Origin of the sequence: Sphingomonas sp. STIS6.2, assembly GCF_000732685.2 — a bacterium.
GTDB lineage: Bacteria > Pseudomonadota > Alphaproteobacteria > Sphingomonadales > Sphingomonadaceae > Sphingomonas > Sphingomonas aerolata.
On record NZ_JPDP02000134.1, the window covers coordinates 1 to 6972 of the forward strand.

The window sequence follows — 6972 nt, forward strand, 5'->3', positions numbered from 1 at the left end:
CCAGATCTTCCTTGACCAGCGCGGTCAGGTCGGGCCCCGCAGCTAAAATCATGCATCCCTGCGCGCGCGCAGCGTCCACGCCGGTATAATAGACGAGATATTCGTCGCCGGCCACGAGCACGGTCGGATCCTCGCATCCGCCCATGTCCTCGGCACCGGGCCCGGGTGTAATTGCAAGCCCCGGATCCATAGTGAAGGCCAGCCCATCGCGGCTCTCTCCGCGCGCAATGATCCCGGTCGGATCAGTGGGCCCGAGCGGATGCGGCACGCCGCGAACCATGATCCGGTACAGATTGCCTTCCGTCCAGACGAACGGGCTCATCATGTCCATGCCGTCGATCACAGACGTAGCGGAGATAGTCACCGTGTCGAGCTGCTCGACCGCATAGGCGATCGTCATGCGCCTTGCGCCACAGTCAATGACAGCCCGCCGTCGATCGTTACCGTGGTGCCGGTGATATAGTCCGCAGCCGGCGACAGCAGGAAAGCGACTAGCGTCGCGACCTCATCGGGCCGACCGGCGCGCTTCCACGGGATTGCCGCCTCCTTCGCCGCCAGCTCGTCCGGATGGTTCAGTGCGGATTGATTCATCGGCGTAAGGATCATCCCAGGCGCGACGCCATTCACCGCGATGCCCTTCGGCGCCAGCTCTAGTGCAAGCGTGGCCGTCAACTGCGACAGGCCACCCTTAGCTGAGTCGTAATCGACGCCGCCCGGTCGCGGCGCGCGTTCGTGAATCGACGATATATTGACGATCCGCCCCGTCGCGTTCTTTGCCTCGAGCGCGCGCACCATTCGTCGGCAGGTGAGGAACGGACCGTAGAGATCGGAACGGATGACCCGGTCGAACTGCGTAAGTTCCATGTCAACGAGCATCACGCCGCTCATGTTCAATCCGGCCGAATTGACCAGCAGGCTGACCATGCCGAACGTTTTTTCGGCCTCCGCGAACAGTCGTTCGACCGCGGCTTCATCACTGACATCAACTTGCACCGCGATCGCGCGGTTGGACCCACCGATCGAGGTGCAGACCGCGTGCGCCGCGGCGGCATCCCTCAAATAGGTGATCACAACGCGGGCCCCGGCTTCGCCCAACACCTTGGCGCAGGCCGCGCCAATGCCGGATTCACCGCCGGTGACGATAGCAATCTGATTGTCGAACATGGTCATCACCGGTGAACCTGCGGCGTAACCTCAAGTTGCATGAATTCGCTGCCATAAAGTACCTTTCGCCTGCGCGGCTGGAGCGCGAGTATTTCAAACTGGGTAACTCGGGTTCTGGGCGCCCACTTATCGCCGATGAACGAACGTCCGGTTTCATGAAGGGGCGATTGACCTGTGACTGACCGGGACTGGGTCTGGCAGGAAGCCGTAGGGCAGGGGTAATCATCCATTTGCTGCCGTTCGATCATAGTCGTGGCGCGCCGAGAAGTAGAGGCTAGGCAGACCATCTCAACCGGCATCCGCATCTATGCGATGAAGACCGTTCAACGGCTTCTTGTCATAGGTCTGTTCGTAGATCAGGTCAGCTCGTCTTTTTAAAGACCTGCTTATAAACGATCGGCGTAGAAAGCAGTGGAATGATAATGGTGGAATTCTCCACTAAATCCTGGCCGACACTATGGTATTCTGAGGTTCGCTCGCTGTCGTCGCCGCGGAATGTCAGAGCGACGGTTCCACCATCAGCTCTTACCGATACATCGAAAACAAGCTCCGGGATGAGCTTCCACGTGATCGGATCTCCGCCCATCCAAACTACGATAGGTGTTTTGGCATCATAGGTGAGGCCGACTCGACCTCCTGCGGTGGAAATTCTAATCCTATTCACCGCAATGGACTTGCGGAGCCTCATCCGAACACGAGGGCGCTTGTCGTCGGAAATGTTGGCGGTAGCGCTGTCGATCACTTTGAAAGCGTTGTCACTCCGCGTAGTGTCCAGTTCATAGATGCCTGAAACCACAGCTTGCGCCGGGGTCGCTGAGCCTGAGGTAGAACTCAACATGGCAACTGCGATCGCCGCCAATAAAGTATGATGACGCATCACACGCTCCTCGAATTTTCCTGCTCGTGGGTACGGGGGTAGCGACGATGCGGGTGAGCGCATAGGTGCTACCTTAACTATCGGATCGAAGGACTTACTTCCCCATCACGACATTCGGCAGTGGATAGCCGGGCTTCAAAATTGGTCATTCGCAAAGATGAACCAGCGTCTGAAGTTGAGAAGCGAGGGAAGGGGCGTGAACGTCTGGTTCTGGGTCGAATTGCTTTCCATCGCGCGCTGAAATCAACACGCGCGGACGGCGAACCATAAGCCTCGTACGACATAATATTTTTTGCGAATCCCAATAGGTTAAGCGTGCGCCTGCGCGCGCCCGTCTCAACGATCATAACAAAACTGTTATATTGCTAGTGACTCGCAACAGCATATGACATAGGGCCCTTCCGATAACGGGGGTTCAGTATGAGTTTTTCGAGTATATTGCTGGCAAGCGCAGCGTTTGTCGGGGCGCCTTTGCCAGCTCCAGCTGAGGAGCCAACGACCGTAGAAACGTCCACCGGATCGGACGACGCGCAGAAGTCCGACGAAATCATGGTCATCGGCAAAAGCTATGGTCGTGCGGTCGGCAAGACCGTGACGCCGCTCAAGGACACGCCGAACACCGTTACCGTGATCGATCGCGATCAGATCGAGGCGCAGAACCTGGTCACGCTGGAAGACGCTCTGACCGCGACCAATGGCATCACCGTCAATGGCGTTGGCAGCGAGGATCCGTCGTTCTTCTCGCGCGGGTTCGCGATCACCAATTACCTGATCGACGGCGTCCCGAGTTTTGCGTTCAACTTCCCGTCCGCCGTGCCGGACTTGTTCTTCTACGACCGGCTGGAAGTACTGCGCGGCCCGGCAGGTTTGTTCAGCGGTTCGGGCAATCCGGCGGGCAGCATTAACATGGTGCGAAAGCGACCGCTCGACGCGTTCAAGATGCAGGCTAGCGCCGGTGCCGGCAGCTACGACAATCTACGCTTCGAGCTCGACGTCTCGACGCCAATCGGCACCAAGGCGGGGTTGCGGTTCGGTGCGATGGCACAGGACCAGGATCAGTTCTTCGCAACCGCGCACCGCAACCGCATTGGCGGGTTCGCGGTCGGTTCGCTCGAGATCGGCGAGCGCACAACGCTGACCGTCGGCGGCTATTACGATCGCTTCCGCCCGGCGGTGCAGTCGGGCCTGCCGGGCATCATCGGCAGCGCGGACGGCAGCGACGGCAAGTTGCTCGACGTGAAGCGATCGACCTATCTCGGTGCCGACTGGAACCGGTTCAACGCCGAGACCTGGACCGGGTTCGCCGAACTCGCGCACAAGATCAGCGATCGCTGGACGTTGCGCGCGACCGGCCTGTTCACCGACGTCGATCGCGTCGACATCTACAGCTATATCGGCAACCAGCCGGTCACCGCGACCAATGGCTCGACCAGCCACATCGCCTATCGCGGCGACAGCAAGCAGCAGACGCGCTCGTTCGATTTCAACGGCATTGGCAGCTTCCCGCTGTTCGGGCGCGACCAGACGCTGATCCTCGGCACCGATTATCAGGCGAGTTCGGGCACGTCGTATTTCACGCGGTTGTCCAATTATGCGCGGATCGACGTGTACAACCCGGTGTCGCCGTTCGAGCCGCCCCTGAACCCGTATGGCGCCTCGCCCTATTATCCGGTGCAGGGGACGGGAGCGACCTGTCCCAGTTCCAGCACCACGATCACACCCGCGCCCGCCAATTGCGTGCTGCAGGCCTACGGCGGTTCCTCGACCGACGTCGAGCAGTACGGCATCTACGGGCAGATGCGGCTGAGCCCGCTCGCCGGCCTGACGCTCATCGGTGGCGGGCGCGTGACATGGTGGGATACCACGACGACCACGTTGCTGACACCAAGCGGTGTCTTGCCACCGTCGACCCGCTACGGGATCGACAACCGCTTCACGCCCTATGCCGGTATTGTCTGGGACGTAACGTCGCATCTCAATCTCTATGCGAGCTATGCCGACAGCTTCACGCCGCAGGCGGCACCGGTCGGCCGGGCACGTCCCGACGGGCAGCAGATCGAGCCGCTGGTCGGAGCGCAATATGAGGCAGGCACCAAGCTTTCGCTGATGAACGATCGCCTGCTGCTGTCCGCGGCGGCGTACCAGATCACACAGACCAACCGGTTGTTCAACGATCCCGACATTCAGACCGTCGTGCTTCAGACCGGCAAGGTCCGCTCGCGCGGTATCGAGGCCGAGGGGACCGGCGAGATCCTGCCCGGCTGGCGGATCAATGGCGGCTATACCTACACCAAGACTAAGTATCTGGAGGACCAGACCACTGCGTTCGAGGGGCTGCCACTGGTACCGATCGTGCCGAAGCACATGGTTAAGGCGTTCACCAACTACGCCCCGGTCGATGGGCCACTGGCAGGCGCGAGCCTTGGCGGCAGCGTGACGTGGTTCAGTTCGACCTATGGCGGCAATGCGGCGGTGTTCAACGCCGACGGTACGCTGCGCACCCGGTCCACCATCGTCCGCCAGCCAAGCTATGCGGTGCTCGACCTGCGCGCAGGCTATAAGTTCAACGAGCGGGTGGGTGTCTCGGTCAACGTCGCGAACGTACTCGACAAGAGCTATTACGCGCGCATCGCCGCCACCGGCCGCGGCAACTACTACGGCAGCCCGCGCACCGCGTTCGCGACGCTTCGGTACAGCTTCGAATGACGGCGGGCGATGCGCATGCCCGTGCGCGCTGGGCGCGGCGCGGCGACATCGCGCTGCGCGTCGTCGCCTCCGTGCCGCTCGCTTATGAAACTGCGAGCCTGTGGGCGATGGCGCTTGCGCGGCTGCTGCCGGGGGATCGTGCCGAGGCGACCGTCACCGCCTCGCTGATCGCGCTCGCCTTGTGCGCGCTTGCGGCGATGTGGGCGTTCGCGGCCCGTAGCGGCTGGCGCGCGATCTGGACACTGGGCCTCGCAGCGGCGGTTGCGGCCGCAATCACGTGGATATCGATCGACGCGACGGGGCGGGTATGAGCAAGGGCTTCCGTCAGTCGCAGGCGTTCCTGCACACCTGGTCCGGATTGCTGCTCGGCTGGATCCTGTTCCTCGTCTTTGTCGCCGGCACGATCGCGTTCTGGCGCGAGGGTCTCAACCGCTGGATGCGGCCCGAGATCGCGCGCGTCGAACAGCCGATGCGCGTGCTGGCAGGGTCGCAAGCGTTCCTTGTTCGCAAAGCGCCCGATGCGAAAAGCTGGATTATCCCGGTAGCGACGGAACGATCGCCCGGTGCGCAGGTCTTCTGGGTGCCGCAGCCGAAGCCCGGCGAAGAGCATGGCAGGCGGGGCAGGCGAGGGCGCGGCGACACGCAGGCGCTGATCGGCGCCGACGGACAGGTCGCGAAGGCGCGCGAGACGCGGGGCGGGGATTTCTTTTACCGCTTCCACTTCGATCTCCATTACATGCCGGTGATCTGGGCACGGTGGCTGGTCGGATTCGCAACTATGATGATGCTGGTCGCGATCGTCAGCGGGATCGTCACGCACAAGAAGATCTTCAAAGACTTCTTCATGCTGCGACGTGCCAAGGGCCAGCGATCCTGGCTCGACGGACATAACGCGACCGCGGTGCTGGCGCTGCCGTTTCATCTGATGATCACCTATACCGGGCTGGTCACGTTGATGACGCTGCTGATGCCGTGGGCGGTCGTCGCCAATTATAACGATCAGAATACCGTGTTCGCGACGATGTTTCCGACCGCTTCGGTGGTCGAGCGGACCGGCCGTCCCGCACCGCTGATCGACCTGCGACTGATTGCCGCCGATGCCGAGCGCCGCCTCGGTGCCCCCGCCAGCTTCATTGAAGTCAGTGATCCCGGCGACGCCGCTGCGCGCGTGTCGGTCAGTCAGAGCGCCAGTTCGATGCTGTCCTCGCGGACGCCGCGGCTGACCTATGACGGCGTGACCGGGCGCCTCGTGTGGCGCTCGCCGCCACCGGGGGCGGCGGCCGAGACTGCCGGTGCGATGATCGGGCTTCATGCCGGACGGTTTGCGGGTAACGGCGGGCGCTGGCTGTATTTCCTGTGCGGGATCGCGGGCACGCTGATGGTTGCGAGCGGTCTCGTGCTATGGACCGTCAAGCGTCGCGAGCGCCTGCCCGATCCGACCCGGCCGCATCTCGGGTTCCGCCTCGTCGAGCGGCTCAACGTCGCAGTGATCGGCGGTCTCCCGCTCGGGATCACGTGCTTCTTCTGGGCCAACCGCCTAATCCCGGTAGCACTTCGCGGACGCGCCGATTGGGAGATGCACATGCTGTTCATCGCCTGGGCTGCCGCGGCGCTGACGGCCTTCGTTGTCAGGCCGGCGCGCGTTTGGCCTTCGCTATTCGCGGTGACCGGGGTGCTGCTCGTCGCATTGCCAATGTACGACGTCGTCGCGACCGATCGCGGGCTGTTCGCGTCGCTGGCGATAGGCGACATGATGATCGCCAGCATCGATGCGGCGATCTCGGTCTTTGGAATAGCGTTTCTGCTGCTTGCCCGCCGCGTCGCGCACCATCGCCCCGTTGCAAAGCGCGTTCGCAGGGCTAGAACCGCCACCGCCTCCAGGGTTCCGGAGCCCGCCGAATGAGCATCCTGTCACTCCTGCTCGCCAGCGCCGCGTTCTTCCTGCTTGGCCTGGCGACCGAGGCGCATCATCGCCGTCGGTTCGGGGCATGTCCGCAGGCAGCGCGGTGTAAAATGTTGCGGACCGGCGGCTGGCTTTCGCTGGTTGTAAGCGTCGCGCCCGCGCTTCTTGCCCGAGGATGGATCTTCGGGCCGATCCTATGGGCAGGCGCGATCATGGCCGGCGCCGGGATCGCCTTCCTCGCGCTCAACTTACTACCTATGCGCGGCACTTTGCCATAAATTGGCACCGCGCTCGTTTATCTGGGGAAGCCGGGCATACTGGT

6 protein-coding genes and 1 pseudogene are annotated in these 6972 nt (G+C 62.5%); 4 read left to right on the forward strand and 3 right to left on the reverse strand.

The genetic code is table 11. The features are described from left to right. The 3 genes and pseudogenes from sphst_RS14150 to sphst_RS14160 form a co-directional block, all read right to left on the reverse strand. Positions 1-400: pseudogene (locus tag sphst_RS14150) on the reverse strand (glycosidase); the annotation flags it as partial. Beyond that, positions 397-1164: an SDR family NAD(P)-dependent oxidoreductase gene (locus sphst_RS14155; RefSeq protein WP_056405991.1), complete on the reverse strand. Its 768-nt coding sequence runs from the start codon at positions 1162-1164 to the stop codon at positions 397-399. The gene sphst_RS14155 and the pseudogene sphst_RS14150, both read right to left, overlap by 4 nt. 361 nt (positions 1165-1525) lie before the next feature. After that, positions 1526-2041: a hypothetical protein gene (locus sphst_RS14160; protein WP_159043646.1), complete on the reverse strand. Its 516-nt coding sequence runs from the start codon at positions 2039-2041 to the stop codon at positions 1526-1528. A 549-nt stretch (positions 2042-2590) separates the two neighbouring features. Between sphst_RS14160 and sphst_RS14165 the strand changes: the two genes are divergently transcribed. The 4 genes from sphst_RS14165 to sphst_RS14180 are packed head-to-tail and all read left to right on the forward strand — an operon-like array spanning position 2591 to position 6928. Beyond that, positions 2591-4747 carry a TonB-dependent siderophore receptor gene (locus sphst_RS14165; protein WP_234387663.1) on the forward strand — a complete coding sequence of 719 codons (2157 nt, stop codon included), beginning with the start codon at positions 2591-2593 and terminating at the stop codon, positions 4745-4747. Beyond that, positions 4744-5058 carry a hypothetical protein gene (locus sphst_RS14170; RefSeq protein WP_031396640.1) on the forward strand — a complete coding sequence of 105 codons (315 nt, stop codon included), beginning with the start codon at positions 4744-4746 and terminating at the stop codon, positions 5056-5058. Before sphst_RS14165 ends, sphst_RS14170 begins: the two co-directional genes overlap by 4 nt. Further along, on the forward strand, positions 5055-6650 hold the full coding sequence (locus sphst_RS14175; RefSeq protein ID WP_031396641.1) for a PepSY-associated TM helix domain-containing protein: 1596 nt from the start codon (positions 5055-5057) through the stop codon (positions 6648-6650). The genes sphst_RS14170 and sphst_RS14175 overlap by 4 nt, the downstream gene beginning before the upstream one ends. Continuing rightward, positions 6647-6928, forward strand: a complete 282-nt coding sequence (locus tag sphst_RS14180; RefSeq protein WP_107045720.1) for a DUF3325 domain-containing protein — start codon at positions 6647-6649, stop codon at positions 6926-6928. The genes sphst_RS14175 and sphst_RS14180 overlap by 4 nt, the downstream gene beginning before the upstream one ends. The last annotated feature ends 44 nt before the right edge of the window (positions 6929-6972 follow it).

Coding starts and splice junctions, on each gene's coding strand:
- sphst_RS14155 (WP_056405991.1), bottom strand. CDS start 1,164: ATGTTCGACAATCAGATTGCTATCGTCACCGGCGGTGAATCCGGCATT.
- sphst_RS14160 (WP_159043646.1), bottom strand. CDS start 2,041: ATGCGTCATCATACTTTATTGGCGGCGATCGCAGTTGCCATGTTGAGT.
- sphst_RS14165 (WP_234387663.1), top strand. CDS start 2,591: ATGGTCATCGGCAAAAGCTATGGTCGTGCGGTCGGCAAGACCGTGACG.
- sphst_RS14170 (WP_031396640.1), top strand. CDS start 4,744: ATGACGGCGGGCGATGCGCATGCCCGTGCGCGCTGGGCGCGGCGCGGC.
- sphst_RS14175 (WP_031396641.1), top strand. CDS start 5,055: ATGAGCAAGGGCTTCCGTCAGTCGCAGGCGTTCCTGCACACCTGGTCC.
- sphst_RS14180 (WP_107045720.1), top strand. CDS start 6,647: ATGAGCATCCTGTCACTCCTGCTCGCCAGCGCCGCGTTCTTCCTGCTT.